Annotated in this window: 22 protein-coding genes; 15 read left to right on the top strand and 7 right to left on the bottom strand. The window is 69.6% G+C overall.

What is annotated here, in order from left to right; genetic code table 11:
* Window positions 1-20 precede the first annotated feature (20 nt).
* The 4 genes from DDF62_RS14610 to DDF62_RS14595 all read left to right on the top strand — a co-directional run bounded on the left by DDF62_RS14610 (window position 21) and on the right by DDF62_RS14595 (window position 2,787).
* Window positions 21-392 (top strand): response regulator transcription factor, encoded by a 372-nt coding sequence (locus DDF62_RS14610; RefSeq protein WP_165828727.1) that lies wholly within the window; start codon window positions 21-23, stop codon window positions 390-392.
* 133 nt (window positions 393-525) lie between these two features.
* Window positions 526-1,116, top strand: coding sequence for a glutathione S-transferase N-terminal domain-containing protein (locus tag DDF62_RS14605; RefSeq protein WP_116489771.1), 591 nt, complete (start codon window positions 526-528; stop codon window positions 1,114-1,116).
* Window positions 1,117-1,237: 121 nt separating this feature from the next.
* Entirely contained in the window at window positions 1,238-2,023 is a 786-nt protein-coding gene (locus DDF62_RS14600) for an SDR family oxidoreductase (protein WP_116489770.1), read from the top strand.
* Window positions 2,024-2,028: 5 nt separating this feature from the next.
* Complete coding sequence (locus tag DDF62_RS14595) at window positions 2,029-2,787, top strand: SDR family oxidoreductase (protein ID WP_116489769.1); 759 nt, start codon at window positions 2,029-2,031, stop codon at window positions 2,785-2,787.
* A 64-nt stretch (window positions 2,788-2,851) separates the two neighbouring features.
* On the opposite strand, the gene DDF62_RS14590 is transcribed toward DDF62_RS14595, so the two are convergent.
* On the bottom strand, window positions 2,852-4,375 hold the full coding sequence (locus DDF62_RS14590) for an FAD-dependent oxidoreductase (protein ID WP_116489768.1): 1,524 nt from the start codon (window positions 4,373-4,375) through the stop codon (window positions 2,852-2,854).
* Between the two features lie 84 nt (window positions 4,376-4,459).
* Entirely contained in the window at window positions 4,460-5,227 is a 768-nt protein-coding gene (locus tag DDF62_RS14585) for an SDR family oxidoreductase (RefSeq protein WP_116489767.1), read from the bottom strand.
* A gap of 386 nt (window positions 5,228-5,613) precedes the next feature.
* On the opposite strand from DDF62_RS14585, the gene DDF62_RS14580 reads away from it, so the two are divergent.
* Together DDF62_RS14580 and DDF62_RS14575 are read left to right on the top strand one after the other, a co-directional pair.
* Window positions 5,614-6,081 (top strand): carboxymuconolactone decarboxylase family protein, encoded by a 468-nt coding sequence (locus tag DDF62_RS14580; protein WP_116489766.1) that lies wholly within the window; start codon window positions 5,614-5,616, stop codon window positions 6,079-6,081.
* A gap of 148 nt (window positions 6,082-6,229) precedes the next feature.
* On the top strand, window positions 6,230-6,649 hold the full coding sequence (locus DDF62_RS14575) for a hypothetical protein (RefSeq protein ID WP_116489765.1): 420 nt from the start codon (window positions 6,230-6,232) through the stop codon (window positions 6,647-6,649).
* Window positions 6,650-6,715: 66 nt separating this feature from the next.
* On the opposite strand, the gene DDF62_RS14570 is transcribed toward DDF62_RS14575, so the two are convergent.
* The 4 genes from DDF62_RS14570 to DDF62_RS14555 form a co-directional block, all read right to left on the bottom strand.
* A complete protein-coding gene (locus DDF62_RS14570) occupies window positions 6,716-7,456 on the bottom strand; it encodes an SDR family oxidoreductase (protein ID WP_116489764.1) in 741 nt (246 codons plus the stop codon).
* 30 nt (window positions 7,457-7,486) lie between these two features.
* Window positions 7,487-8,095, bottom strand: a complete 609-nt coding sequence (locus DDF62_RS14565) for a TMEM175 family protein (RefSeq protein WP_208866873.1) — start codon at window positions 8,093-8,095, stop codon at window positions 7,487-7,489.
* Window positions 8,096-8,349: 254 nt separating this feature from the next.
* Window positions 8,350-10,956, bottom strand: a complete 2,607-nt coding sequence (locus tag DDF62_RS14560) for a M14 family zinc carboxypeptidase (RefSeq protein ID WP_116489763.1) — start codon at window positions 10,954-10,956, stop codon at window positions 8,350-8,352.
* Between the two features lie 26 nt (window positions 10,957-10,982).
* Window positions 10,983-13,616 carry a TonB-dependent receptor plug domain-containing protein gene (locus DDF62_RS14555; protein WP_116489762.1) on the bottom strand — a complete coding sequence of 878 codons (2,634 nt, stop codon included), beginning with the start codon at window positions 13,614-13,616 and terminating at the stop codon, window positions 10,983-10,985.
* Window positions 13,617-14,125: 509 nt separating this feature from the next.
* Here DDF62_RS14555 and DDF62_RS14550 point away from each other — a divergent pair.
* The 7 genes from DDF62_RS14550 to DDF62_RS14520 all read left to right on the top strand — a co-directional run bounded on the left by DDF62_RS14550 (window position 14,126) and on the right by DDF62_RS14520 (window position 22,111).
* The gene (locus DDF62_RS14550; RefSeq protein WP_208866872.1) at window positions 14,126-14,953 is read left to right on the top strand and encodes a fatty acid desaturase; all 828 of its coding nucleotides are present in this window, start codon (window positions 14,126-14,128) and stop codon (window positions 14,951-14,953) included.
* On the top strand, window positions 14,950-15,783 hold the full coding sequence (locus tag DDF62_RS14545; protein ID WP_116489760.1) for a phosphate/phosphite/phosphonate ABC transporter substrate-binding protein: 834 nt from the start codon (window positions 14,950-14,952) through the stop codon (window positions 15,781-15,783). Before DDF62_RS14550 ends, DDF62_RS14545 begins: the two co-directional genes overlap by 4 nt.
* 236 nt (window positions 15,784-16,019) lie before the next feature.
* Window positions 16,020-18,287 carry a TonB-dependent receptor gene (locus tag DDF62_RS14540; protein WP_116489759.1) on the top strand — a complete coding sequence of 756 codons (2,268 nt, stop codon included), beginning with the start codon at window positions 16,020-16,022 and terminating at the stop codon, window positions 18,285-18,287.
* A 9-nt stretch (window positions 18,288-18,296) separates the two neighbouring features.
* Window positions 18,297-19,055 (top strand): SDR family NAD(P)-dependent oxidoreductase, encoded by a 759-nt coding sequence (locus tag DDF62_RS14535; RefSeq protein WP_116489758.1) that lies wholly within the window; start codon window positions 18,297-18,299, stop codon window positions 19,053-19,055.
* A gap of 188 nt (window positions 19,056-19,243) precedes the next feature.
* Window positions 19,244-20,311: an ABC transporter substrate-binding protein gene (locus tag DDF62_RS14530; RefSeq protein WP_116489757.1), complete on the top strand. Its 1,068-nt coding sequence runs from the start codon at window positions 19,244-19,246 to the stop codon at window positions 20,309-20,311.
* A gap of 10 nt (window positions 20,312-20,321) precedes the next feature.
* Entirely contained in the window at window positions 20,322-21,320 is a 999-nt protein-coding gene (locus DDF62_RS25860; RefSeq protein ID WP_116489756.1) for an ABC transporter permease, read from the top strand.
* Window positions 21,317-22,111: an ABC transporter ATP-binding protein gene (locus tag DDF62_RS14520; protein WP_208866871.1), complete on the top strand. Its 795-nt coding sequence runs from the start codon at window positions 21,317-21,319 to the stop codon at window positions 22,109-22,111. The genes DDF62_RS25860 and DDF62_RS14520 overlap by 4 nt, the downstream gene beginning before the upstream one ends.
* Here DDF62_RS14520 and DDF62_RS14515 read toward each other — a convergent pair.
* A complete protein-coding gene (locus tag DDF62_RS14515; RefSeq protein ID WP_116489754.1) occupies window positions 22,105-22,995 on the bottom strand; it encodes an alpha/beta hydrolase in 891 nt (296 codons plus the stop codon). The two genes, DDF62_RS14520 and DDF62_RS14515, sit on opposite strands and share 7 nt — an antisense overlap.
* A gap of 170 nt (window positions 22,996-23,165) precedes the next feature.
* Here DDF62_RS14515 and DDF62_RS14510 point away from each other — a divergent pair, with 170 nt between their 5' ends.
* Window positions 23,166-25,442 (top strand): TonB-dependent receptor, encoded by a 2,277-nt coding sequence (locus tag DDF62_RS14510; protein ID WP_116489753.1) that lies wholly within the window; start codon window positions 23,166-23,168, stop codon window positions 25,440-25,442.
* Window positions 25,443-25,458: 16 nt separating this feature from the next.
* Window positions 25,459-26,523, top strand: a complete 1,065-nt coding sequence (locus DDF62_RS14505) for an LLM class flavin-dependent oxidoreductase (protein ID WP_116489752.1) — start codon at window positions 25,459-25,461, stop codon at window positions 26,521-26,523.

Here is a 26,523-nt window from a genome sequence, read left to right as displayed (position 1 = left end):
CGCCGAGTAAGGGCCACAGTTTGTCCACCGCGCCTGTTTTCGCGATCATCGACGACGACGAAGCGCTGCGCCAGGCGCTGGCCGAGCTCCTCGAGGTATCCGGCTACGACTGCCGCACCTTCGCCGACGCCGACGGCTTCCTGTCGGCCTACGCGCCGGGCCGCTTCATCTGCCTCGTCACCGATCTCAACCTGCCCGGCAAGAGCGGACTGGTGCTGCAGCAGCACATGCGCTGCATGGATCCCGGCCTGCCGGTCATCATCATCTCGGCCAATCCCGACGCGCTGACCCGCTCGCGCTGCCTGGCCTCGGGCGCGGTGGCCTATCTGATCAAGCCGATCAGGGACCAGGTGCTGCTCCGGCATCTGGCCGCCGCCCTGGGTCGCTGCTAGGGCGACCAGCCGCCGAGGGCCTGAACGCGCCATACCTTGGGATAGGTCGCCCCCGCCTCCTGGCCCAATCGCCCCGGCCGGGCCCGCGTCCTAGCGTCGCCCACCTCAGACAACTCCGCGGAAGACCCGTTCCATGAAACTCTACTACGCCATCGGCGCGTGCAGCCTCGCCGACCGCATCGCCCTGGCCGAGGCCGGCATCCGCTGCGAATTCGAGCGCGTGGACCTGCACACCCGCACGACCGAGACCGGCGCCGACTACGCGGCCATCAACCCCAAGGGCTACGTGCCGGCCCTGGTGCTCGACAGCGGCGAGATGATCACCGAGAACATCGCCATCCTGTCGTGGATCGCCGAGCAGTCGCCGAAGCTGCGTCCCGAAGGACCGCTGGGCTGGTTCCGCCTGCTGGAGGCCCTCGCCTACATCTCGACCGAGGTGCACAAGAGCTTCCACGCCTTCTTCGTCCCCGACGTCACCGAGGAGGCCAAGGACAAGGCACGCGCCCTGGCCAGCCTGCGCCTGGAGTACCTGGCCGCCAGCCTCGGCGACGGCTACCTGCTGGGACCCGACCTGACCGTGGCCGACCCCTACCTGTTCGTGATCATGACCTGGGCCAGGCCCAACGGCGTGGTCCTGCCCGCGCCGCTGGCGGCCTATTTCGAGCGCATGAAGGCCCGCCCGGCCGTCACCGCCGCCCTGGCCAGCGAAGGCCTGCAGGTCTGAGATCGGGGGCGACCTGTACGGCCGTATAGGTCGCCCCCGCCCTTTCCCCCAATCGACCCCATCCCGCCCCGCCTTCTAGCTTTTCCGTCCAGGCCTTCGGGCCGCAAGTGGAGGCACGAAGATGAAGATCGTAGTGGTTGGCGGCAGCGGGCGGATCGGGGAGAAGCTCGTCTACAACCTGCGCCAGGACGACTATCGCGTCCTCGAGGCCTCGCCGTCCTTCGGCGTCGACGCGGTGACCGGCCAGGGCCTGGACGCGGCCTTCGACGGCGCGAGCGTCGTCGTCGACGTCACCCAGTCGCCCTCGCTGGACGGCGAGGCGGCCATGACCTTCTTCGAGACGGCCGGACGCAACATCCTGGCCGCCGGCAAGGCCGCCGGTGTGCGCCATCACGTCGCCCTGTCGATCGTCGGGACCGACCGCCTGCAGGCCAGCGGCTACTTCCGGGCCAAGAAGCGCCAGGAAGACCTGCTCAGGGCCTCGGGCCTGCCCTTCAGCATCCTGCGCTCTACCCAGTTCTTCGAGTTCATCAGCGGCGTCGTCCAGGACGGCTCCGCCCGCGAAGTGGCCCTGTCGTCCGCCCGCGTGCAACCGATCGCCGCCGAGGACGTCGCCGAGACCCTGGCCGACATCGTCCTGGGCGATCCCCTGAACGGCACGATCGAGGTCGCCGGCCCCGAGCGCTTCCGCCTGCACGAGCTGGCGAGCGAGGTGCTGACCGCCTACGAGGACCCCCGCCGCGTCATGGTCGACGACGAGGTCCCCTATTTCGGCGCCCGCCTGGACGAGGCCTCGCTGCTGCCGGAGGGCTTCCCCCGCCTGGCCCCGACCCGCTTCCACGACTGGCTGCGCGCCAGCCTGCAGGCGCCCGTCCCCGCCAACCAGAACCGCCGCAAGCAAGGGTGAATGTCATGAAGGTCGTAGTCGCAGGGGGAACCGGCGTGGTCGGCTCCCGGCTGGTGGACGTCCTGCGCCGCCGCAACCACGATGTCCGCATCGCCTCGCGCGCCTCGGGCGTCGACGTCGTCACGGGCCAGGGTCTGGACGAGATCATGGTCGGGGCCGACATCGTCGTCGACGTGCTGAACGCCCCGACGTTCGACGAGGCGACGGCCATGGCCTTCTTCGAGGCCTCCAGCCGCAACATCCTGGCCGCGGCCGCCGCCGAGGGCGTGCGCCACCACCTGGCGCTGTCGATCGTCGGCTGCGAGCGGCTGCAAGGCAGCGGCTATTTCCGCGCCAAGCTGGCGCAGGAGAAGCTGGTCCAGGGCGGCGCCGTGCCGTTCTCGATCCTGCGCTCCACGCAGTTCTTCGAGTTCCTGGGCGCGATCATCGCGGACGGCCTGGATGGCGAGACGGTGCGCCTCAACCCGGCGCGCGTGCAGTTCATCGCCGCCGACGACGTCGCCGGCGCCCTGGCCGACCTCGTCGAGCGCTCGCCGGTCAACGGAACCATCGAGGTGGCGGGCCCAGACCCGTTCCGGCTGGACGACCTGGTGCAGCGCTACATGGCCTCGCGCCGCGACGTCCGCGCCGTGGTCGCCGATCCGCAGGCGCTCTACTTCGGAACGCCGCTCAGCGACGAGACCCTGCTGTCGGGCGGCACGCCGCGCTTCGGCCACACCGAGTTCGAGCTCTGGCTGCGCCGCGCCTCCACCGCCGCGGCCTGAGAACGGACGGCTCGCGCGCCCCGGATCCCCTGGGCGCGCGAGTCCTTTTCGGCCTTCCCGAAGATCAGCCGCCGGCCAGAGCCTGCCCGGCCAGCAACGCGGCCATGTCGCGGTTCACCGTCGCCACGGCGACCAGGCGCTCTGCGTCGATGTAGCGAACCTCGGCGTCGCGGTCGGCCGTCGAGCCGATCACCTCGATCCTGTCCCAGCGCTCGGCATGGCCGACATAGCGGATGGTCAGGTCGTAGTGCGCGCTCCAGAAGTACGGCGGCTCGCGCTCTGGCGGCAGACCCAGCATGGTCGCCGCCGCTATCTGGCCCTGGCGCTCGGCCGCCACCCAATGTTCGACGCGGACCAGCTCGCCGCCGGCCCCGGGGTAACGGGCGATGTCGCCGGCGGCGAAAACATGCGGATCACTGGTGCGCAGGGCCTCGTCGACCACCACGCCGCGATCGACGACCAGGCCCGCCGCCTGCGCGAGCTCCAGGCGCGGCCGCACCCCGATGCCCAGCACCACCAGGTCGGTGTCGATCGTCGAGCCGTCGTCGAGGGCCAGCCGCGCGCCGTCGAAGCCCTGCACCTTGCGGCCGAGGTGGAAGACCACCCCGCGCTCGTCGTGCACGGCCTTGATCATCGCGCCCAGTTCGGGACCCAGCTTGGCTTCCAGCGGCGTGGCGTCCGGACCGACGACATGAACCTCCAGCCCACGGATCCGCAGCGCCGCGGCGGCCTCCAGCCCGATGAAGCTGGAGCCGACCACCACCGCCCGGCGGGCCGAGCCGAGGGCGGCGATCAGGCGGTCGGCGTCGCCCAGGCTGCGCAGCACATGGACGTTGTCGCGCGCGAAGTCCGGCCCGGGGGGACGGTTGGGCTCGGCGCCGGTGGCCAGCAGCAGCCGGTCGTAGCCAAGCGTTTCGCCGTCCTGCAACGTCACCCGGCGCTCGGCCGCGTCGATGGCCTCGACACGCGTGTCGAGCCGCAGCGCGATCCCGCGCTTGCGATAGAAGCTCTCGCCCTTCAGCGGCATCCAGGACGGATCGGCGTCGCCCGACAGGTAGTCCTTGGAGACGTTCGGCCGATCATAGGGCGCGTCGCGGTCGGCGCTGACCAGGGTCAGGTCGCCGGCATAGCCCAGGTCGCGAAGCCGCTGGGCGGCCGCGAAACCCGCCGCGCCGCCGCCGACGATGACGATCGACGCCGGATCGCCCGACGCGTCGCGCCCCGGCGCCAGGTTCGGCGCGGCCTTGGGCAGCTTTTCGCGGACGAAGATCCGCTCGCCCTCGATCTCAACCTTCCAGCGGTCGAGCGGCGCCAGGGCGGGCGCCTTCAGGGCCGCGCCGGTGCGCAGATCGAAACAGGCGTGATGCAGCGGGCAGTTGATGGTCTGGCCCACCCGCAGCCCCTCGTGCAGGGGGCCGCTGTAGTGGGTGCAGGCCCCGTCGAGGGCGACGATCTGGCCGTCGACCCGGGCCAGGATCACCGGCTGTTCGCCGACCCGGCCGGCCAGCACACCCGCCTCGGGGATCTCTTCGACCGTCAGGCCCAGGGCAAGATCGGGACGGGAAACATCTATGTCGGACTGGCTCATGGCGGCCTCCTGCGGGCGGCTGAAACTAAAACGGCGCCGGACGCGAAGGGCTGCGTCCGGCGCCGTCATGACGAGGCGGGTTGGTCAGGCGGCCGGCGCGGGCGCCGGGACGCTGGTTTTCAGCCAGTCCTCGAAGGTGGCCGATCCCAGGATGGGGGCGCCTCCTGGAACCAGCGAACGCTCGTCGAGCTCGACGCCGAAATAGAGCGCCTTGCGATCGCTCACGATCCTGCGGGCGTCGCCCTTGGCCTGGAGATAGCGGGCCACGAACTTGTCGAGGCCGAAGGCTTCCGGTCCAGCCACCTCCAGCAGGCCGTTCACCGGCGCGGCCAGGGCGACGTCGGTCAGCACCTCGGCGACGTCGAAGGCCGAGATGGGCTGCACCAGCGCGGACGAGACATGAACCTCGTCGCCCACGGTTCCGGCCTGGACGATTCCGGCCACGAACGGGAAGAACTGGGTCGAACGCAGGACGGTGAACGGGATCGACGAGGCGCGGATCAGGGCCTCCTGCACGATCTTGGCGCGGAAGTAGCCGCTGTCCTGCAGCCGTTCGGTCCCGACCACCGACAGGGCGACATGGTGCTTGACGCCCGCCTTGGCGGCGGCCGCCAGCAGGTTGCCGCCGGAAGCCAGGAAGAACTCCAGGGCCGGCCCCGTCTCGAACACGGGCGAGTTGGCCACGTCGACGACGATCTCGGCGCCGTCCAGCGCTTCGGCGAGGCCCTCGCCCGTGACGGTGTTGACGCCGGTGTTGGGCGCGGCCGCGACGGCCTCGTGGCCCAGGCGGGTCAGTTTGGCGACGACGTTCGAGCCGATCAGGCCCGTCCCGCCGATGACGACGATCTTCATCTTGCTTCTCCTCCAAAGACAGCCGCCGCAGCCTAGGAGAAGCCCCCGCCCCCGCCATCGGTACGAGGGTATGCGACGCGGGCCGCGACGGCGTACGGCCTGGTCCAGCGCATGGACCAAGGACTGGCCCGTCTGGTCCGAGGGAGAGGCCATGCGACCCCGATCGATACGCTGGGCGGGTCGAACCTGGACCAAAGGCGTACGGCGCCCAGCCGTCGGGCGACCTCGCCCCGTCCCACGGACAGCTTGGCGCCTTCCGCGCCCGCCGGACGGCGAACGACCGCCCTAGACCAAGGCGCTAGGGCTTCGCCCTTCGCGCACGATGGCTCACATCCCGGTCCGCCGAGCACAGTGGCGTCGTCTTCACCGTCACAAAGGAAACGACGATGACCACCACGCCCCGCTTCGCCCCGTTCCAGCTGGTCCCCGAAGTGACCAAGGCCATGCTGGCCGTCGAGACCGCCATCAACGCGACCAGCCTCGAGCACAGCCTCGCCGAGCTCGTCCGCCTGCGCGCCTCGCAGATCAACGGCTGCGCCTTCTGCATCTACATGCACGTGGTGGACGCCCGCCAGCATGGCGAGACCGACCTGCGCATCCAGATGCTCGACGCCTGGCGCGAGTCCCCGCTCTACACCGACCGCGAGCGCGCCGCCCTGGCCTGGACCGAGTCCCTGACCTTCATCGCCACGACCCGCGCCCCGGATTCCGACTACGCCCTGGTCAAGGCCCAGTTCAGCGACGCCGAGATCGCCGCCCTCTCGCTGCTGATCGGCCAGATCAACTCGTGGAACCGCCTGCAGGTGGCCGCGCGCACCGGCCACGCCGCGCAGCCGGCCGCCTCCGCGGCCTAAAGGACGCGTCGAACTCTCCCCCCGCTTGTTCGACGCCGGAAGGCGGCCAGTCCCTGCTACCCCGCGACGCCGGGCCGCCTTCCGTCACGCCCCGGCTCCCCCAGCAGGCCGGGGCGTGACTTTTCCACTGCTCCTCGGAGGACCCACCGTGACGAAATCCATCATCGTCGGCCTCGCCGTCGTCCTCGGCGTGGCGGCCATCGCCAACGGCCTGTTCATGCTGATCTCGCCCGAGGGCTGGTACTTCGCCGTGCCCGGCGTGACCACGACCGGGTCGTACAACCAGCACTTCATCCGCGACATCGGCCTGGTGTTCATGCTGATCGGCGCAAGCTTCCTGTGCGGCGCCAAACGGCCCGACCTGCGCCTGTTCCTGTGGGCCGCCCCGGCCATCTGGCTCTCGGGCCACGCCCTGTTCCACTTCTGGGAGGTGGCGGTCGGGATCTGCTCCGTCTCGGTCATCCCGCGCGATTTCCCGGCGGTCACCCTGCCGGCGATCCTGGGCTGGGTCGCAACCCTCTGGGCCGCGCGCAACACGCACAAGGCCGCCCTGATCCTGGGCCGCTGATCCGATCGTTCGGAATGGTTGCGGACCGGCTGGAGCGATCGCTCCAGCCGGTTCCTTTCGTCGTCGCTAGACCGAGACGCCGCCGTCGATCGTCAGGCTGGCGCCGGTGATGAAGCCCGCCTCGTCGCGCGCCAGGTACGAGACCAGGCCCGCCACCTCCGTAGGCCGGCCCATGCGGCCGAGCGGGATCAGCGGCAGGATCATCTCCACGTGGGCGGAGGTCATGTCGGTCGTCGTCGGCCCGGGCTGGATGTTGTTGACCGTGATCCCGCGCGAAGCCAGGTCCAGCGCCGCGCCCTTGACCAGGGCGGCCACGGCCGCCTTGGCCATGGTGTAGAGCGTCGCTCCCGTGAAGCCGACGCGGGCGACGATGTTGCTGCCGATGGTGACGATCCGCCCGCCATCGGTCATCAAGGGCGCGGCGTGACGCACGGCCGCGAAGGCCCCCCGAACATTGACCGCCATCACCCGATCGAATTCCTCGAGCGAGATCTGCTCGATCGGGCCGCGGTGCAGCACGCCGGTGCTGGCCACCAGGATGTCCAGCCGCCCGAACCGCGCCAGCGTCTCGTCTATCGCCGCCTCGACCCGGGCGGCGTCGCCGCTGTCGGCCTGGATGGCGACGACCTCGCAGCTCTGGCCGCCAAGCCTGACGGTAAGCGCCTGCGCCTGGTCCGGCGAGGCGAAGTAGGTGAAGGCCACCTTGGCTCCGTCCATGGCCAGCCGCTCGACGATGGCCGCGCCGATACCGCGCGATCCACCCAGCACCAGGGCGACCTTGCCCTGGTGTTCGCCTTCGAAATCCATCTCGATCCTCGTTTCTGGAAGCGCCGCCGCTCAGTTCTCGGCGGCGTGGTGGCGACCGTCGGCCAGGTGGGCGACGCGTCGATCGGGCAGCAGCCACAGCGCGGCGACGGCCACGTAGAAGGCCAGCGAGGCCGTGGGCGAGGCGATGGCGACCAGCACCCCGGCCGCGTAGCCGGCGATCGACAGGTTCGTCTTCCAGTCCCCGCCCAATGCGGCGGCCAGGGCCGACTCCCGCCCCTCGTGCCGCGCCAGGCGCGAGGCCAGCAGACGAAAGGCCGCGCCGGTGATCAGAAGCAGCACGCCGTAGGTCACCACCGGCACGCGGGCGAAGTGGCTCTGCTCCATCCAGGCCGTGGCGAAGGGGATCATCGACAGCCAGAACAGCAGGTGCAGGTTGGCCCACATCACCGAACCGCTGATGCCGCCCGCGGCCCGCAGCAGGTGGTGGTGGTTGTTCCAGTAGATGCCGACATAGGTGAAGCTCAGCGCGTAGCCGAGAAAGGTCGGCAGCAACGGCAGCAAGGCCGCCAGGTCGCCGCCCTTGGGCGGCTGCAGCTCCAGCACCATGATGGTGATGATGATCGCGATCACGCCGTCGCTGAACGCTTCCAGGCGCGTCTTCGAAATCTGTGCCGCCATGCCGGGCCTCGCGGAAAAGCGCGTCCCGTGGCTCGAAAAGAGCGCCTGACGCTTACCGTAGGCAATAGCGCGACGCGGCTCGCGCAGCCCATCCGGCCAACCGTAGTCCCCGGCCTAGACTTTGGTCGTTGATCGCATGGCCCAAAGTCCCAGGCTCGCCCCCTACCTCGTCCTCGTCACGGCCCGGCTGTCAGCTCTTCTTGCCTGCCAGAGGCGGCCGGGCGAGCGCGCAGCTATCGCCCGGCCGCCCCCTCTCATCGGGCCGACGGCGCCAGTTGGTTGGCGAAGAACAGGCTGTTGAGGAGCAGGCGCTCGGTGCCCAGCCAATACTTGCGGTGGGCCGGGTCGTCGGCGAACAGCACCACGTTGCCCTCGCCCGAGCGCGCCACCTGCGCCCAGACCGAGCCCGCCGCCTGCTTGCGCAGGGCTTCGGGCAGGTAACCGTTGACCACCGGCTGGGCGTCGATCCGCACCACGTTCGAGAAGGCGTCGGCCACCGGCGACAGGGTGACGTCGGTCTCCTTGTTCACGAACAGCGCCCGCCGGGTCAGGCCGAAGGCCAGCGGATGGGTGATGTCGGCGTCGGCCGACAGGGCGTTGCCGGCGCTGCGCTTCTCGGCCAGGGCGTCGCGGCGCTGGGCGAAGTCCTGCCGCTCCTCGGCCTTGGCCGCCTCGGGCTCGGCGGCCTTGGGCGGCGGGCCAGCCAGGCCCTTGGCGACCGCCCATTTCGAGGCCGCGCCGTAAGTCACCAGCGAACCGCCGGACTGCACCCAGCGGCGCAGGGCCGCGACCGTGTCCTCGCTCCAATCGTCGTAACGACCGCCGGCCAGGACGATGCTGGTGTAGCCGCCCAGGGGCGCGCGGCGCAGTTGGGCCGGATCGAGCTTGGTGGCCGGGAAGCCCAGGCGCTCGCTCAGAGAGAACCAGGTCGAGCCGATCTCGGTGGCGTTGACGCCCTCGCCCATGACCAGCGCGATCCTCGGCGTGCGCAGGGGGCGGACGCTCTCGCTGCCCAGATCGACGCCCGACAGGCTGCGGCCCGAGGCCAGGGCGTAGGCGACGACGCCGGCGTCGCGCGAGGCCTTGTCGACCGCCGCCCGCAGTTCGGCCGCCGCAAGCGACTGGCCGGCCGTGGTCACCACCAGGGTCCCGCGCCCGAACGCCGTCTGGCCTCCCTGCACGCCGGCGGTGAACGGATCGAACGCGGCGCGCACCTTCACGCCTCGCTGCAGCAGGCTCGACAGCACCTTGGGCGCGTTGAGGTCGCGCCAGTCGACGGCGTAGGCATAGGCGCTCTCGGAGCCGACCACGCCGCCGACCGCCGCCGGAACCTCGGTCACCGCCGCGCCCAGCGCCGGCGCCTTCGACAGGCGGCCGACAGCCAGGTTGTAGGCTGGCGCAATGGCGTAGGAGGTGCTGCCGTAGACCCCGCCCTTGGTCGGCGGCGTCGGCTCGAAGATCGAGTGGACCAGCCGGAACTGCGGCTGGGCCGAGGGCACGATCCAGGCGCTGCCCGGCGCATAGGCCTGGCCGTCGACGGTCACCGGGGCGGCCAGGGCGTGGACCTCGATCCCGTGCTGGAGCAAAAGGTCGAGGGTCTGGCGCGACAGGCCCGGATCAGCCGGGTCGCCGAACACGAAGGCGCCGTACTTGTAGCGCCGCCCCTCCTCCACCGCCGTGCGGAAGGTGTCGCGCTGCAGCTTGAACAGCCCCTCGCGCTCGGCCACCGCGCCGCGCACCGAGGCCAGGCCCGTGGCCACCTGGTTGCGGATCGTGAACGGGAACTCGACCTTGCCGCCAGCGGCGTCCTGCACGAGGCCACGCGAGCTGGCCTGCTCGACCGTCACCCCGACGCCGCCATGGAAGTCGGGATAGGTCGAGCCGTAGACGGCCGAGAAGTTGTCGTAGTTCTCGCCCGTGTAATAGAGCGAGCCCAGGTCATCGAGCGACTTGGCGTGGTACCTGGCAAGCACCTTGTTGAACTCGTACGAGGCCTTGGGCAGCAGCGGGCTTTCCATGCTGGCCGGCGACGGCTCGAAATAATAGGTGCTGCCCGTCCCCATCTCGTGGAAGTCGATCTGCACGTTGGGCAGCCAGCGGTGGAAGACCTTCAGCTTGGCCCGCGTCTCGGCCTGGGTGATGGCCAGCCAGTCGCGGTTGAGGTCGGTGAAGTAGTGGTTGGTGCGCCCCATCGGGAACGCCTCGACGTGCTCCTTGTCGAGCGGATCGGAGACCGGCGGGTTGCTCTTCCAGGCATTGTGCCAGTTGGCGGCGCGGTCGCGGCCGTCGGGGTTCTGGACCGGATCGATCAGGATCACGGCCTTGTCGAGCCAGTCGGTCACCTCGGCCGAGCGACCGGCGACGAGATAGTAGGCCGTCAGCAGCGCGGCCTCGCCGCTGGAGGTCTCGTTGCCGTGGACGCCGTAGTAGAGGCCGACCACCACCGGGGTCTTGGCCAAGTCGGGCTGCGGCGCCGACGGATCGGCCAGCGCGGCGTGGGCCGTGCGCAGTTCCTCAAGGCGGCCCTGGTTGGCCGGCGAGGTGACGATCACCGCCAGCAGCGGGCGGCCTTCGTAGGTGCGGCCGATCTCCTCGACCGTGATCCGGTCGGAGAGCCGGTCGAGTTCCTTCAGATAGGCCACGACCTGATCATGGCGGGTGTATTGCGAGCCGATCGAATAGCCGAGGAAAGCCTCCGGCGTCGGGATCGCGGGATCGAGGTCGGCCGTGGCGGCCTGCGGGAAATAGTAGCCGATCGGCGCGGCCAGGGCGGCCGGCGCCGCGGAGAGGGTCGCGCCGGCCACGGCGGCAGCGAGGAGCGCCGCGGGGGCGGCGCTCCGGATCCAGGACTTGATGGACATGATGTTTCTACTCGATCGGAGGACGCTTACAGGCGGTAGTCGAAGCCGACTTGGAAGTAGCGGCCGCGCAGGTCGTACTGGCTGAAGTCGTACGGCGCGCGGATGCCGGGGAAGTTGGCGTCGTGCGGCGGCGCCTCGTCGAAGACGTTCTCGACCTTGGCGTAGATCGTCACCTTCTTGAAGCCCGACCATCCGACATAGAGGTCGACCTGGTCGTAGGCGTCGACGCGGCTCTGGCCGGCGACGGTCGGGATCAGGTCGTAGCCGCTGGTGTGGTACCAGGTCAGGTTGGCGTCGAGGTCCGAGATCCTCCAGCCCAGGCGCGTGGTGGCCTTGTCGGCCGGCAGCACCGGGCCGCGGTTGTTGCCCGCGTAGTTGACCAGGGCGCCGCCCGGGGTGACCGGCCGGCGATAGTCGAAGACGTGGGTGTAGGCGGTCGAGACGGTGAAGTCGCCGTAGGTCTCGGTGCTCAGCTTCTGGCCCAGTTCGATGTCCAGGCCCGAGGTCGTGAGCTCGGTGAGGTTCTGGTAGCGGTTGTAGACGGCCACCAGCTTGCCGCGGGAATCCCGGATCACGTCGGCGGGGTTGTTGCCCTGGACGATCGAGGTGGTGTTGCCCGTGCCCACCAGGTTGCTGAGCTTGATCTTGTACCAGTCGATGCTGATCAGGCTGCCGCGCAGCGGCGTGAACACCGCGCCGACGTTGAACGAGCGCGTGCGCTCGGGGTCCAGGTCGGTGTTGCCGACCGTGAAGAAGGTCGGGCTCTGGCGCGAGCCGGGCAGGTCCGGATCGTAGGGGTCGACCACCGTGCCGTAGGAGATGTTGGTCGAGGCCGAGTTCTCCGACAGCGACGGGGCGCGGAAGCCGCGCGAGGCCGAGGCCCGCAGGGTCACCTTGTCGCTCGGACGCCAGCGCACGCCGGCCTTGGGCGAGAAGGCGCTGCCGAAGTCGCTGTAGTGGTCGCCGCGGCCGGCGACCTGCAGCTCCAGGGTCGGCAGGATCGGGACGTTGGCCTCGACATAGCCGGCGACCACCTCGCGCTCGCCGTCGACGGCGGCGATGGCCGGGCGGACCTGCAGGCCCGCGTCGATCTGCCAGGGATTGCGCGAGACCAGGGACTCGTTGCGGTACTCGACGCCCGCCGCGTAGCCGACCGGACCAGCCGGCAGTTGGAACAGCTCGCCGGAGATCTTGAAGTCGGCGCCGTACAGCTCCGACTTGGCCGGGCGGACGGTGCTGAGGCGGATGGCGTCCAGCACGGCCCTGGGAGTGTCTTCCGGCTGGTGCAGGTTCAGCGTGCCCTTGGCCAGGGCGTCGGCCAGGGCCCAGCGGTTGGCGAAGCCGGCGGCGACCGTCTCGCGCTCGTCGCTGGCCGAGGCGAAGGCGGCGAACTCCCAGTCGAACCGCTCGTTCTTGCCGCGCACGCCGCCGAGGACGCGATAGGCCTTGGAGACGTTGGTCTTCAGCGATTGGCCCAGGTCGAAGAAGGTATATTCGATCGGCGTGGCCACGCCGTAGGGGTTGTAGGGATTGTTGGCCGGCAGCAGGTTCGAGACCGGCTCGGCCAGGCCCGTCGTGGCGTTCAGCGCGAACCGGCCGCCCTCGAGCGTGAAGTACGGGCTGGAGCCGAAGATCGAGGCGCCCTTGATGTAGCTGTAGACCGCCTCGCCGAAGAGTTCGACGTTGTCGGTCACGCGGTACGTGCCGCTGACATAGCCCTGATAGCGGTCGGTCGACGGGATCAGCGTGGTGTACGGCGACAGGTTGATGGCGCAGGTCTCGCCGGCCAGGCCGTCGATCGGCGCGCTGGCGGTGCGGACCATGCCGGTCGGGCAGTTGCCGGCCGCGTCGAGGAACGGAACCGACGCGCCATTGACCAGGAAGCGGGCGCCCTTGGCGCTCCAGCCGTTCCAGCGGCCGCCCGGTTGGCCGGTATAGATGCCCGACTTGGTCAGGTCGCGCTCGTCCTGGTCGAGGCGGTCGCGGGTGTAGGCCTCGACGCTGAACAGCACGTTGAAGCGGTCCTCGTCGAGATCACCGAAGCCGCCGACCAGCTTGCCACGCCAGGTGTCGAGGCCGCCCTCGCCCGACGTGCCGTAGGTGGCCCCGCCCTCGAGGCCCTGGAAGTTCTGGCGAGTGATGATGTTGACCACGCCGGCCACGGCGTCCGAGCCGTAGATGGCCGAGGCGCCGTCCTTCAGCACCTCCATGCGCTGCACCGCCACCAGAGGCAGGGCGTTCAGGTTGACGAAGGTGTCCGACAGGCCGTTGGACGGGAAGCCGTAGTTGGCGACGCGGCGGCCGTTCAGCAGCACCAGGGTGTTCTTCTGCGACAGGCCGCGCAGGCCGATGCCGGCCGAGCCCGAGGCCCAGCCGCTGTTGCTGGTCTCGTTGGTCGAGTTGCCGGTGTTGGCCGAGATCGAGCGCAGCAGGTCGGCCACCGTCACCTTGCCCGAGGTCTTCACCTCCTCGATGCCGATCACCTGCACCGGATTGAAGCCCTTGGCCGAGGCGCCGCGGATGTTGGTGCCGGTGACGACCAGTTCGTCGACCGCCGTCGAGGAGGCGTCGGCCGGCGCGTTCGCGGCCTGGGCGTGGACGAAGGTGGGGATGGCGGCGGAAGCCAGAAGCGCGGCGAGCGCAAGCGTCGACTTGGACATGAACGGTAAGCCCCAGAAACAAACAGTGGGGCCGCCTTAAGGCCGCTCGTGGCGCTTATCGCTCCAGTTTTTCTATCGTCGGAGTAAGGTTCAATTCGACACGGGCAGTCGAAACAAATTCATTTAGGCCAACGGCTTGGCTCAAATTTCCTCATTTTGGCGGCTCGCGCGCCAACGCCGCGCCGCGCTCAGCATATATATTTCTACTTGTTTTATAGGATTTTAGCTCGCCACGCGTGGAAGGCGCGACGTCTTCACGGCGACGCGGCCCTCCTCGCCAAGGCGGCTTCGCGTCCGCCGGGCCTGAACGCATCGCCAGAAAAACTCCCTCGACCCAATTCCTACTCAATTTGTAGATTTTTGACGTCACACCCCGGCAGGCGCGCCTGCTCCCCCCGTTGGAAGTCGCATAGATGTCGTCGGCGCCCCGACCTGATTCACCTTCGCTCCCGAGCCGTCTCGAAGTTCCCACCCTGATCCTCTGGGCCGTCATCCATGGCGGCTGGATCATGCTCACCCTGGCCAGCGCCAAGATCCCGACGCCGCTGCTGGCGGCGCTGGGCGGCTGGATCCTGGCCTGGCACGGCTCGTTCCAGCACGAGGCGATCCACGGCCATCCGACTCCATGGCGACGGGTCAACGACGCCCTGGCCTTCGCGCCGCTGTCGCTGTGGCTGCCCTACCCGCTCTATCGCCGCACGCACCTGGCCCACCACGCCACCCACGACCTGACGAGCCCAGAGCACGACCCGGAGTCGCGCTACCTGCCGCCCACGGCCTCGCGCTGGGCGCGGGTCTCGGCGTTCGCCGGATCGACCCTGGCGGGCCGGCTGCTGCTGGGTCCGCCGATCGAGATCGCGACCTTCCTCGTCCGGGAGGCCCGAGGCCTGGGCTCGCCTCACGCGGCGACGGCGCGCCGGATCTGGGCGACGCACCTGGCGCTTGTCGCCGTCGTGGTGGCCTGGCTGCATTTCGCCTGCGGCCTCTCGCTCGACCGCTATCTGCTGTGCTTCGTCTATCCGGGCGCGGCCCTGTCGCTGATCCGCTCGTTCGCCGAGCATCGCGCCCACTGCCTTCACGACCGGCGCGTGGCCGTGGTCGAGAACGCGCCCGTGCTGGGCCTCTTGTTCCTCAACAACAACCTGCACGCCGCCCATCACGACAGCCCCGGCACGCCCTGGTACCGCCTGCCCGGCCGCTACGCCCGCGAGCGCGCCCGCCTGCTCGCCGCCAATGGCGGCCTCGCCTACGACGGCTATGGCGAGATCTTCCGTCGATACCTGCTGACCCCGCACGACCACGCCGACCACCGCAAGGCGCTGGAGACCTCGTCATGACCCTCGCCCGTCGCCACCGCCCCGTGGCCGCCGTCGCCGCCCTGCCGATGTACGACCTGCCCGAACTGCGCGAGGCCAACGACCAGCTGTGGTCGGCCATCGCCAGGCGGCTGAAGGCCCGCGGCGTGCGTGCGCCGACGCGCCTGAGCCGCGACGAGCCGCTGGAGGACGTCTGGCGCAACCCCGACCTGCTGCTGGCCCAGACCTGCGGCTACCCCCTGGCCAAGCAACTGAAGGGCGCCGTGCGGGTGCTGGCCACGCCGCGCTACCGCGCCGCCGGCTGTGACGGCGCCCTGCACCGCAGCGCCATACTGGTGCGGGCCGAGGATCCGGCCGCCAACCTGGCGGACCTGCGCGGCCAACGCTGCGCGCTCAATGATCCGGCCTCCAACACCGGCATGAACCTGCTTCGGGCCGAGATCGCGCCCCTGGCCGGCGGCGAGCGGTTCTTCCGCTCCGTCGTGCTGACCGGGGCCCATGTGGCCAGCGCCCAGGCCGTGATCGACGGCGACGCGGACGTGGCGGCGGTCGACTGCGTCACCTGGGCCCACATCCAGCGCCATCGCCCAGCGCTCGCCGGCGGCCTGCGCGTGCTGGCCTGGACCGCCGCGACGCCCGGCCTGCCGCTGATCGCCTCGGCCGCGCTGCCGGCGTCCGTCCACGCCACGACCCTGGCCGTGCTGGACGAGGTCGCGACCGACCCCGCCTTGCGCTCGGCTCGCCACGCCCTGCTGCTCGACGGCTTCGACCTGCTGCCGGCCGCCCACTATCGCGCGGTCGTGCACCTGGAGGATCTGGCCCGCGGCCTTGCCTATCCGAAGCTGCATTGAGGCGGCGAACCAGCGCTCATAACCTTCATTCGAATTATTCAGATTTCCGCGCGAAAATACAAAATCGAGACACCTAAATAAGCACCATTGTTTTCGAAAGAGAAATAACGGCCAGATTTACGACTTCAGAAAACCTCAACACGCCAAGCAAGAAACCTAGATTTCATTCATCGCGACAAAGACGCCCCTGACGCCCCGACCACCGCCGCGCTTGTCGGCCACTCTCTCGGGGCATTATGCAAAGCTTCATTCCGTCGCCGGCTCTTCGCATCCGCCTGCTGGCCGCCACCGCCTTCGCGGCGCTCTCCTCGACGGCTCACGCCGCGCCGAACTCGCCCGACGCCGCCGACGGCAAGGTCGAGGAGGTGATCGTCACCGCCCAGAAGCGGTCGGAGAACCTGCAGAACACGCCGATCGCCATCACGGCCCTGGCCGGCGAAGCCATCGAACAGCAGAAGATCGCCACCTTCCGCGACCTGGCCGGCCGCGTGCCGGGCCTGCTCGCGCCCCGTCGCTCCACGGCCTACACCACCCAGCAGTATTCGATCCGCGGCATCGGCGAGATCGACACCTATCCCGAGCCCTCGGTCGCGGTTTACGTCGACGACGTCTACCTGGCGCGCACCGTCGGCTCGCTCTACGACACGCCCGACCTGGAGCGGGTGGAGGTGCTGCGCGGACCGCAGGGCACGCTCTACGGCCGCAATTCCAGCGCCGGCGCCATCCGCTTCATCACCAAGGAGCCGACGGCCCAGCGCAGCGGCGAGGTCGGGCTGGCGCTCGGCAGCTACGACAACCTCGACTTCAAGGCCCGCATCAACGGCGCGATCCTGAGCGATGACAAGCTGAACGGCTCGCTGTCGGTGATCCGCCACACCCGCGACGGCTGGCAGCACAGCGTGCCGCTGAACAAGGACGTCAACGACCTCGACCTGACCGTCCTGCGCGGCAAGCTGTTCTCGCAGCTTACGGAGAACACCAGCATCGGCTTCTCGACCGACGGCATGTGGGACCGCTCCAGCCAGAGCTACTACACGCCTGTGAACCAGCCCGACGGCCAGGTCGGCGGAAACGGCAAGACCGATCCGGACCTGACCTGGTCGGACACCCTGCCCTACAACAGGACCACGGTTTACGGCGCCTCGCTGACCATCAAGCATCGCCTGACCGACAATCTGAGCCTGAAGTCGGTGACCGCCGTGCGCGGCATGCACGGCCCGATCTACTACGACAACGACGGCGTCACCCAGATCAAGGGCGACAGCTACGCCGGCTTCGACCAGCACTACCGGACCCAGGAATTCAACCTCAACGGCGAGTTCGATCGCCTGAACTTCGTCGCCGGCGTCTATTATTTCTACGAGTATTTCCACAATCACCGGCTCAGCCAGTCGGCCGGCAGCCCCAACGACAACGTCGGCACGGTCACCCACACCAACAACTACCTGCGCACCGAAAGCTGGGCCGTGTTCGGCCAGGTGAACTACAAGCTGACGCAGCGCCTGACCGCGACGCTGGGCGGCCGCTACACCGAGGACCGTCGGCGCTTCGACAATTTCGGCCAGCAGAAATCCAACACCGCCCTGCACGACCCGCAGGAGTGGAACTACGATCCCTGGCAGTTCGAGAAGCTGTACGGCCCCTACACCACCAATTTCGACGTCCATGCGCCGTGGACCAGCTTCGACAGCTTCACGCCGAAGCTTGGCCTGCAGTTCCAGTGGACGCCGGACGTTCTGGTCTACGGCTCCTATTCGCAGGGCTTCAAGAGCGGCGGCTACGACCTGCGCACCAACACCGTGGTCGGTTCGCTGACGCCGTACCTGCCTCAGACGACCAGCACCTATGAGCTCGGGATCAAGACACGCTGGCTGGACGGCGCCCTGACGGCGAACCTGGCGGCCTTCTACAACGACATCGAGGACTTCCAGGTCCGGGCCACGGCGACGGCGGCCCTGGGCAACGTCGTCAACCAGCTGATCAACGCCGGCGACGCCCACTCGCAGGGCGTCGAGGTCGAGTTGGCGGCCGCGCCGATCGAGGGCCTGCGCCTGTCGGCCACGGCCGCCTATCTGGAGACCGCCTACGACACCTTCACCGCCACCCTGCCCAACAACGTGGCGGGCCGGAAGACGCTGGTGGGTCTGGACTTCCCCTACGCTCCGCGCTGGCAGCTGGGCTTTTCGGCCAACTATCGCCTGCCGCTCGACACGCCGGGCGCATGGCGGGTCGGCGCCGACGCCCAGTACGAGTCCCGCCGCTACGTCGACATCTACAACACCGCCCAGACCCAGGTGCGGCCGCAGACCTTCGTCAACGCCACGGTCAACTACACCGCCGACGACGAGGGCTGGACCGCCGGCGTGCAGGTCAAGAATCTCTTCGACCTGCGGCGCGGCCAGGCCGGCGGCTATTCGCCCAGCAACGCCGGGACCTCGCCCCTCTACTACCGCGCCTACAACGAGCCGCGGATGGTCAACCTCTACGTCAATCGCAAGTTCTAGGAGGCCGTCATGGACCTGAAACTGGCGGGAAAGCGCGCCATCGTCACCGGCGGCAGCCGGGGCATCGGCAAGGCCATCGCCCTGGCGCTGGGCCGCGAAGGCGTCGAGGTGGCCATCGCCGGGCGCGACAGCGTGGCCCTGGAGGCGGCGACCTTCGAACTGGCCAACGCCCTGGGCCGGCGGGTGACGCCGATCCGCGCCGACACCGGCGACGACGCCTCGGTCGACAATCTCGTGCGCGCCGCGATCGCCGAGCTGGGCGGGATCGACATCCTGGTCAACAACGCCGCCACGCCGGGCGGCGCGGCCCCCGCCGCCCGGCTGGCCGAGGTGGATGGCGCGGCGCTGCTGGCCGACGTCAACGTCAAGGTCGCCGGCTATCTGCGCACCGCCAGGGCGGTCGCGCCGCATCTGGCCGAGGCCGGCTGGGGTCGGATCATCAACATCGGCGGGCTGGCGGCGCGGACCACCGGCCACTACGTGGCCTCGATCCGCAACGGCGCGGTCTCGTCCCTGACCAAGAACCTGGCCGACGAACTGGGGCCGCGCGGGATCACCGCCAACGTCATCCATCCGGGCGGCACGCGCACGGAGAAGACGACGCCGGAGGCCGAGGCCAGGATCGCCCAGGGCAACACCATCGGCCGCATCGTCGACGCCTCGGAGATCGCCTGGCTGGTCGCCGTGCTGGCCTCGCCGCTCAGCGGCGCGATCAACGGCCAGACCATCGCCGCGGGCGGCGGCGTCCCCAAGACCATCGATTACTGAGCCTCCGGCCCCAGTAATTCTGGCCCGCTTCCAAGATTAAGCGAAGACGGACGCCAATTCCCCAAGCCCCGGCGAACGCATCAGTCGCGCTGATACCGCTGATGAGAACTGCGCGTTTGTTCGCTTTTTCTCGCTCCGGCTAAGCGTCGGACACAAAGACCGCCCTCCGAAGAAAGACGACAGACGCCATGTCCGAAGACCTCGACGACATCGCCGAACCGGAGGCCAGACCCAAGCCCTCCCTGCTAAGCCGCCGCAACCTGCTGGTGGCCGGCGGCGGGCTGGCGGCGGCCGGGGTGGCCGGCGCGGTCGCCTGGGGCACGGCGGGACCCAAGCGCCCCGTCACCGCCGACGGCAAGCGCAAGATCCGCCTGGCCTGGAACGCCAACGCCATCTGCCTGGCCCCCGCCCTGCTGGCCAAGGAATACGGCATCTACGCCGACAACGGCCTGGACGTGGAACTGGTCAACTTCGCCGGCTCGACCGACCAGCTTCTTGAAGCCATCTCCACGGGCAAGGCCGACGCCGGGGTCGGCATGATCCTGCGCTGGATCAAGCCGCTGGAGCAGGGCTTCGACGTCAAGCTGATCGCCGGCACCCATGGCGGCTGCCTGCGCGTGGTCGGCTCCCGCCGCCACGGGATCACCGACGACGTCAAGAGCCTGCGCGGCAAGACCATCGGCCTGGCCGAGATCAGCGGCTCGGGCCGCAACGCCCTGGCCGTGCTGCTGAAGGCCAACGGCCTGGATCCCAACCGCGACGTCGAGTGGCGCGCCTTCCCAGCCCCGCTGCTGGCGGCGGCCGCCGAGAAGGGCGAGATCCAGGCCTTCGTGGATTCCGATCCCCTGCTCTACCTGCTGCAGAAGGCCTCCAAGGGCGACCTGGTCGAGGTGCTGTCGAACCTTTCGGCGCCGTGGCAGGACCGCTTCTGCTGCGTGCTGGGGGCCAGCGGCCACCTGCTGCGCGACGACCGCCCCGCCGCCACCGCCCTTGCCCGCTCGCTGGTCACCGCCGCCACCCTGTGCTCGCAGGACCCGCACGCCACCGCCCGGGCCTTCGCGCCCTACGCCAAGGCCAGCGAGGAGGATCTCGTGGCGGTGCTGCGCATGCAGACCCACGACAAGCACCCCGTCGGCCGCGACCTGCAGCATGAGGTTGCGCTCTACGCCCAGGAGCTTCGCGATGTCGGGGTGATGAAGCCCAACCTCGTCCCCGACCGCTTCGCGGCCGGGATCGTCGACAACGTCTTCGCCTGAGGAGCCGACCATGACCGGCATCGACGTCGCCCGCCCCACCGCCCCGCCGCTGGCGCGATGGACCGTTGCGCCCATCTGGAGCGAAGGCCTGGCCGCCGCGCTCGTCTGGATCGGCGCGGGCGCCCTGACCCTAGCCTGGCCCGACCTGACGCCCTGGGCCCGGACCGGCCTTTGGGCCCTGTTCCAATTCGCGCTGGCCGCGCCGCTGCTGGCGCTGTCGCTCGCCGGCGCGTCCTGGACGCTGACCGGCCGCCTGAAGCCCGCCGGCCGCTGGCTGATCGCCCTGCCGCTGGCCCTGAGCGCCTGGCAGGTGCTCACCGCCAAGACCGGCATCCTGCCCCTGCCCTTCTTCCCGCCGCCGCAGTCGATCCTCGAGGTCTATACCGACGACGCCGGCCGGCTGGTCGAGAGCGTCGTCCATTCGCTGGCCCTGCTGCTGCCCGGCTACTTCGCCGGCGCGCTCTTCGGCTTCGCCATCGGCGTGGCGGTCGGCTGGTCGAAGACCGCCAGCTACTGGGGCCATCCGATCCTGCGGTTCGTCGGGCCGCTGCCAGCCACCGCCTGGCTGCCGGTCGCGTTCTTCTTCTTTCCCGGCGCACGCAGCGCCAGCACCTTCCTGATCGGTCTCTCGACCCTGTTCCCGGTGGCGGTGCTCACCGCCTCGGGCGTCGGCAGCGTGCTCAGCGGCTATTACGACATCGCCCGCACCCTGGGCGCCTCGCGCTCGTTCCTGATCCGCAAGGTCGCCGTTCCGGCCGCCCTGCCGCACGTCTTCGTCGGCCTGTTCATGGGGCTGGGCGCCTCGTTCGCGGTGCTGATCGTGGCCGAGATGATGGGGGTGAAGGCCGGTCTCGGCTGGTACCTGCAATGGGCGCAAGGCTGGGCCGCCTACGCCAACCTCTACGGCGCGCTGATCATCATGGCCCTGCTGTTCTCGGGCCTGATCGCCCTGCTGTTCGCCGTCCGCGACCGGGTGCTGGCCTGGCAGAAAGGCATGGTGCGCTGGTGACCGCTCTCGAACAGACCCTCGACGTCCCGTCCGCGTCCTCGGCTCACGGCCTGTCGGTGCAGGTCCGCAGGGTCAGCCACGCCTTCGCGACCAAGACCGGGCAATTGCCGGTGCTCGACGACGTCAGCTTCACCATCGAAGCGGGCGAGTTCGTGGCCCTGCTGGGCCCCAGCGGTTGCGGCAAGTCCACCCTGCTGCGTTTGCTCAGCGGCCTGGATGCGCCGCGCGAAGGCAAGATCGGCGCGGACGGCGTCAGGATCACCGGCCCTGATCCCAGCCGCCTGCTCGTGTTCCAGGACCCGACGCTCTATCCGTGGCGCTCGGTGCGACAGAACCTGGCAGTCGGCCTTGAGACCCGCGGCGTGCTCAAGGCGCAGAAGGGGCGAGTCGACGAGATCCTGCGCCTCGTTGGCCTGGAGGCCTTCGCCGACGCCCTGCCGCACGAGCTTTCCGGCGGCATGGCCCAGCGGGCGGCTCTGGGTCGGGTGCTGGTCAACGATCCGCGCCTGCTGCTGCTGGACGAGCCGCTGGGCAAGCTGGACGCCCTGACGCGAATGACCCTGCAGGAGGAACTGCTGAAGATCTGGCAGGCCCGCCGCTTCACCAGCGTCCTCGTCACCCACGACGTGGAGGAGGCCCTGCTATTGGCGCAGCGGATCCTGGTGTTCAGCGATCGCCCGGCCCGCATCATCCGGGAACTGGCCGTGCCGCTCGACTATCCCCGCCGGCGGGACGACCCCGCCTTCGTGGCGCTGCGGCAGGAGATCCTGTCTGGGCTGGCGCCTCACTGACCAGGGGCGCCGAGCGCACGCACCCAGGTCAGGAAGAGATCCGGCCAGGCGGCGGCCGACGAGCCCTTGGGAGCGCGCAGGCCAAAGCCGTGACCGCCGCGCTCGAACACATGCAGGGCCGCCTGGGCGCCGGCCTGCCGCCACCCTTGAAAGGCCTGAAGGCTGTTGTCGACAGTGACGCGCGGATCATCGGCGGCGTGGAAGAAGAAGGTCGGCGGCGGCGACTTGGGCGGACCGGGATAAAGCCCCCGCCGGGGCGAGGCCGGCACGTTCAGATAGGGGTAGCCCAGGCCAAGGAAATCGATCCGGAGAGGGTCGCGGTCGAGCTGATCGACTGGCGGATAACGGATTTCATCGCCGCGGGCGACAAGGCTCGCAGCGATGGTCCCGCCGGCCGAGAAGCCCAGCACGCCGATGCGGCGCGCGCCCGTGCGGCGGGCGAGCAGGCGCAGCGCCCGCGCCGCGTCGTGCAGCATCACATCCTGGCCGTCGGCCCAGCCCTCCCCCGGCAGGCGATAGAGCAACGCGCCCGCCGCATAGCCGGCGCCCGCCAGCCAGCGGCAGACCTCCTCGCCTTCCTTGTCGAACACCACGCGGTTGAAGGCGCCGCCGGGAATGACCAGCACCGCCGTATCGGCTAGGCCGGCCGGACGATGCAGGCTCAGGCGGGGCTCCCGCACCCCGGAAATGTCGCGTCCCTTGCGTCCCTGGTCCTCGACCTCGCGCACGGTCTCGCCGACCGTGACCTGTTCGCCGCCGGGCGCGCCGGCCGGCCACAAGGGGATCGTCTCGGCCGGGCCCGCCTTCGTGGCGGCGGCGCTGGCGCTCGCGCTCGCGACGGCCGAAGCGCCGAACGCGCCGGCGAGTAGGATGCGTCTGTTCATGCGGTCTTCCTTGGTCGGACGACCGCCCCTAGCAGAGGTGGCCGATCAGCCCCTTTTGGAAATCCTATTAATCCGATAGGAAAAATTGAATAACGACATTTGCCCCCCTCAAGCTACTCCGCCACGGCTCGCCGCCGACCGTCGGCGCCAAGCCATCTGGGGGATTTCCAATGCCGTCTTCCGTCTCGCGCCCTCGCGGTCGCGCCCTCGCCGTCTCGGCGCTGCTGATCGGCGCCAGCCTGCCCGCCCTTGCCTGGGCCGCCGACGCGCCCGCCTCGGACACGCAGCTGGAAGAGATCGTCGTCACCTCGCAGCGCCGGGCCGAGAACGTCCAGAAGGTGCCGGTGGCGGTGACGGTCGTCCGGGGGGACGACCTCGAAAAGCGCCAGACCTTCTCGGCCGAGCAGCTGGTGCAGCAGGTGCCGTCGCTGACGTTCCGCAAGGGCACGACCAATGTGAACTCGTCGCTGAACATCCGCGGCATCGGCACGACCTCGTTCTCGGCCGGCTCGGAGCCGGCGGTCTCGACGGTGGTCGACGGCGTCGTCTACGCCCGCTCGGGCCAGGCCTTCTTCGACTTCTTCGACGTCGACCGCATCGAGGTGCTGCGCGGTCCGCAGGGCACGCTGTTCGGCAAGAACGCCTCGGCCGGCGTCGTCTCGATCGTCACGCGCCGCCCCTCGGCCACCACCAAGGGCTTCGTCGAGGGCAGCTGGTTCGAGGGCGATGAATATCGCCTGCGCGCCGGCGTCTCGGGCCCGATCAGCCAGACCCTGCGCGGCGGCCTGACGGCGGTGTACGGCCAGTACGACGGCTCGGCGACCAACGTCTACGACGGCTCCAAGGTCAACGGCTACGAGCGCCTGGGCTTCCGCGGCAAGCTGGAATGGACGCCCAGCGACGACCTGACCGTCAGCCTGATCGCCGACAGCGTCAACGCCGTCGACAACGGCTCGGCCGACGCCATCGGCTATGCGACGCCCGGCGATGCGATCATCGGCCAGCAGGCGCCGCTGGTCCTGAGCCCCAGCAACCGCGATATCAACAACGACGTCGCTCCGGTCACCAAGGACAGCACCTGGGGCTATTCGGGCCAGGTCGACTACCGGCTGGGCGACTACACCCTGACCTCGATCACCGCCTGGCGCGGCTGGGGCAACACCGAGGTGCGCGACGGCGACTACACCTCCATCGCCGGCCGGCGCGTGGGTACGGCTTCGTCGAAGGACGTGGGCGTTCTGGACTTCAACCAGTTCACCCAGGAAGTGCGCCTGGCCTCGCCGACCGGCGGCTTCCTCGACTACGTGGTCGGGGCCTTCTACTACAAGACCAAGCAGGACAATTACTTCAACCGCACCAACGTCGCCTGCGCGGCCACCACCCTGGCCGGCGGCGTCTGCGCCACGGGCTCCTCGACCTTTGTCGTCACCTCGAACGGCACGGCCAACTTCACCACCGAGCTCGAGAACTACGCCGCCTTCGGCCAGGCCAACCTGAACTTCACCCCGCGCCTGCGCGGCGTGGCCGGCCTGCGCTGGTCGCACGACGAGATCAGCTTCGACTTCGCCCGGGTCTCGGCCTTCCCCACCGCCACGGCCGGCGTGCGCCCCAGCTTCGCCGCCCAGGGCTCCAAGAGCACCGACGGCGTCTCGGGCCGGATCGGCCTGCAGTACGACCTCTCCGACAACGTGCTGGGCTACGTGAACTATTCGCGCGGCTACAAGGGCCCGGCGATCAACGTCTTCTTCAACATGCAGGCCTTCGACACCCTGCCGCTGGATCCGGAGAAGTCCGACGCCTACGAGGCCGGCCTGAAGAGCACGCTCCTGGACCGCAGGCTGGTGCTGAACCTGGCGGCCTTCACGACCAACTTCAAAGGCTTCCAGACCACCAACTTCGACACCGTGGCCGGCACGATCGTCAGCCGCCTGGTCAATGCGGGCGAGGTCTCGACCGCGGGCCTGGAGCTCGACGCCCAGGCGCGTCCGGCCAAGAACCTGACCCTGTCGGGCGGCGCGGCCTACACCGACGCCAAGATCGAGAAGTTCCACTGCCCGGCGGGTTCGCCGGCCACCTGCTCGGCGATCAACGGCCAGCCGCTGGGTCCGGCGAAGTGGCGCTGGTCGGCGGCCGTGGACTATCTGGTCGAGACCCCGTCCCTGCCCTTCGACATCGGCCTGAACTCGTCGATCGCCTATCAGGGCGCGGGCCGCCCGAACGTCAACAACCCCAACCTCGGCCCCGCGCCGGAAGGCTTCAGCCTGTGGGACGCGACCGTCTCGCTGGTCGACCGCGAGGATCGTTATCGCCTGTCGTTCATCGCCAAGAACATCGGCGACAGCTTCTACACGACGGCCAGGATCCCCAGCACCTATGTGCGCCAGCAGGTTCCGCGCGACTCCGAGCGTTATTTCGGGGTTAGCCTGCGCGCCAACTTCGGCCGTTGATCGAGGCGCTCCCAGCATGACCGCATCAAGTGAAGTCTCCTGGTTCTCAGCGCTCTGCGACGACGACTATGAGTTCCTGGGCGTGCCCGACCCGGCGCTGGCGTCGAGCTGGGAGCATTGCCGCAACATCGCCCTGGCGGCGGAAGCGGGCGGTTTCGACAACCTGCTGCTGCCGTCGGGCTATGGCCTGGGCATCGACACCCTGGCCTTCGCGGCCGGGATCGCGCCGCTGCTCAAGCGCATGCGGCTGCTCGCCGCCGTGCGCATCGGCGAGGCCTGGCCGCCCCAGCTGGCCCGTCAGCTGGCGACGATCGACCAGATGCTGGGCGGCCGGCTGACGATCAATATCATCTCCAGCGACCTGCCGGGCGAGACCCTGGCCAGCGGCCCGCGCTATCGCCGCACGGTCGAGGCCATGGCCCTGCTGCGCGCCTTCCTGAACGGTGAGAGCGTCGACTTCGACGGCGAGTTCTGGAAGCTGAAGCTCGATCCGCCGCGCATCCGGCCCGTCTCCGGCCGCGCTCCGCCGTTCTATTTCGGCGGCCTGTCGGAGGACGCCCGCGAAGCGGCCGCGCAGGGCGCCGACGTCTATCTGATGTGGCCCGACCGGCTGGACGTGGTTCGCGACACCATCGCCGACCTGACGGCCCGCGCCGACAAGCGCGGCCGCAAGCTGAAGTTCGGCTATCGCGTCCACGTGGTGGTGCGCGAGACCGAGGAAGAGGCCCGCGCGGCCGCCGACCGCCTGCTCTCGCGCCTCGACGCCAAGATCGGCGAGGCGATCAAGAACCGCTCGCTCGACAGCCAGTCGGCCGGCGTGCGCCGCCAGGCCGAGCTGCGCGAAGCCTCGGCCGGCGACGGCTTCGTCGAGGACAATCTGTGGACCGGCATCGGCCGCGCCCGCTCGGGCTGCGGCGCGGCGATCGTCGGAGATCCCGACCAGGTGCTGGCCAAGCTGCAGGCCTATCAGGAGCTCGGGATCGAGGCCTTCATCCTGTCGGGCTACCCCCACCAGGCCGAAGCCGATCTGTTCGCCCGCCACGTGCTGCCGCGCCTCGCGCACGGCCCTCTGGAGCTCTGA

It is taken from the genome of Caulobacter radicis (assembly GCF_003094615.1).
Taxonomy (GTDB): Bacteria; Pseudomonadota; Alphaproteobacteria; order Caulobacterales; family Caulobacteraceae; genus Caulobacter; species Caulobacter radicis.
This window is presented reverse-complemented; position numbering and strand designations above follow the sequence as displayed.

Coding starts and splice junctions, on each gene's coding strand:
- DDF62_RS14605 (WP_116489771.1), top strand. CDS start 526: ATGAAACTCTACTACGCCATCGGCGCGTGCAGCCTCGCCGACCGCATC.
- DDF62_RS14600 (WP_116489770.1), top strand. CDS start 1,238: ATGAAGATCGTAGTGGTTGGCGGCAGCGGGCGGATCGGGGAGAAGCTC.
- DDF62_RS14595 (WP_116489769.1), top strand. CDS start 2,029: ATGAAGGTCGTAGTCGCAGGGGGAACCGGCGTGGTCGGCTCCCGGCTG.
- DDF62_RS14590 (WP_116489768.1), bottom strand. CDS start 4,375: ATGAGCCAGTCCGACATAGATGTTTCCCGTCCCGATCTTGCCCTGGGC.
- DDF62_RS14585 (WP_116489767.1), bottom strand. CDS start 5,227: ATGAAGATCGTCGTCATCGGCGGGACGGGCCTGATCGGCTCGAACGTC.
- DDF62_RS14580 (WP_116489766.1), top strand. CDS start 5,614: ATGACCACCACGCCCCGCTTCGCCCCGTTCCAGCTGGTCCCCGAAGTG.
- DDF62_RS14570 (WP_116489764.1), bottom strand. CDS start 7,456: ATGGATTTCGAAGGCGAACACCAGGGCAAGGTCGCCCTGGTGCTGGGT.
- DDF62_RS14565 (WP_208866873.1), bottom strand. CDS start 8,095: ATGGCGGCACAGATTTCGAAGACGCGCCTGGAAGCGTTCAGCGACGGC.
- DDF62_RS14560 (WP_116489763.1), bottom strand. CDS start 10,956: ATGTCCATCAAGTCCTGGATCCGGAGCGCCGCCCCCGCGGCGCTCCTC.
- DDF62_RS14555 (WP_116489762.1), bottom strand. CDS start 13,616: ATGTCCAAGTCGACGCTTGCGCTCGCCGCGCTTCTGGCTTCCGCCGCC.
- DDF62_RS14550 (WP_208866872.1), top strand. CDS start 14,126: ATGCTCACCCTGGCCAGCGCCAAGATCCCGACGCCGCTGCTGGCGGCG.
- DDF62_RS14545 (WP_116489760.1), top strand. CDS start 14,950: ATGACCCTCGCCCGTCGCCACCGCCCCGTGGCCGCCGTCGCCGCCCTG.
- DDF62_RS14540 (WP_116489759.1), top strand. CDS start 16,020: ATGCAAAGCTTCATTCCGTCGCCGGCTCTTCGCATCCGCCTGCTGGCC.
- DDF62_RS14535 (WP_116489758.1), top strand. CDS start 18,297: ATGGACCTGAAACTGGCGGGAAAGCGCGCCATCGTCACCGGCGGCAGC.
- DDF62_RS14530 (WP_116489757.1), top strand. CDS start 19,244: ATGTCCGAAGACCTCGACGACATCGCCGAACCGGAGGCCAGACCCAAG.
- DDF62_RS25860 (WP_116489756.1), top strand. CDS start 20,322: ATGACCGGCATCGACGTCGCCCGCCCCACCGCCCCGCCGCTGGCGCGA.
- DDF62_RS14515 (WP_116489754.1), bottom strand. CDS start 22,995: ATGAACAGACGCATCCTACTCGCCGGCGCGTTCGGCGCTTCGGCCGTC.
- DDF62_RS14510 (WP_116489753.1), top strand. CDS start 23,166: ATGCCGTCTTCCGTCTCGCGCCCTCGCGGTCGCGCCCTCGCCGTCTCG.
- DDF62_RS14505 (WP_116489752.1), top strand. CDS start 25,459: ATGACCGCATCAAGTGAAGTCTCCTGGTTCTCAGCGCTCTGCGACGAC.